Here is a 509-nt window from a genome sequence, read left to right as displayed (position 1 = left end):
ACGCTCGCGGTGGTCACCGCCGCGTCGAAGCTCGGCGAAGTCCATCTGCTCGTCGCCGGTTCGGGCGTCGATGCGGTTGCCAAGGAAGCTGCAGCCATCGCCGGCGTCGGCAAGGTGCATGTCGCCGACAACGCCGCTTTCGGTCACAACCTGCCCGAAAATGTCGCACCGCTGATCGCCGACCTGATGGGCTCGCACGACGCGTTCCTCGCGCCCGCGACGACCACCGGCAAGAATATCGCGCCGCGCGTCGCCGCGCTGCTCGATGTGATGCAGATTTCGGAAATCCTGTCGGTTGAGGGTCCGAAGACCTTCACGCGTCCGATCTACGCCGGCAACGCGATCGCGACCGTCGAATCGTCGGACGCGAAGCTGGTCCTCACCGTTCGCGGTACCGCGTTCGACAAGGCCGCGACCTCGGGCGGTTCGGGTACGGTCGAAGCCGTGGGCGCGGGCAGCGATGCCGGCATCTCGAGCTTCGTCGGCGCCGAAATCGCCAAGTCGGAGCG

1 pseudogene is annotated in these 509 nt (G+C 67.0%); it reads left to right on the top strand.

The annotated features are described in order from the left end of the window. Positions 1-509, top strand: a pseudogene (locus ACTIFP_RS17690) (electron transfer flavoprotein subunit alpha/FixB family protein); the annotation flags it as partial.

It is taken from the genome of Sphingopyxis sp. (assembly GCF_051861155.1).
Taxonomy (GTDB): Bacteria; Pseudomonadota; Alphaproteobacteria; order Sphingomonadales; family Sphingomonadaceae; genus Sphingopyxis.
Note: the sequence above shows the minus strand (reverse complement) of the source record. Positions and strands in the feature narration are given on the sequence as shown.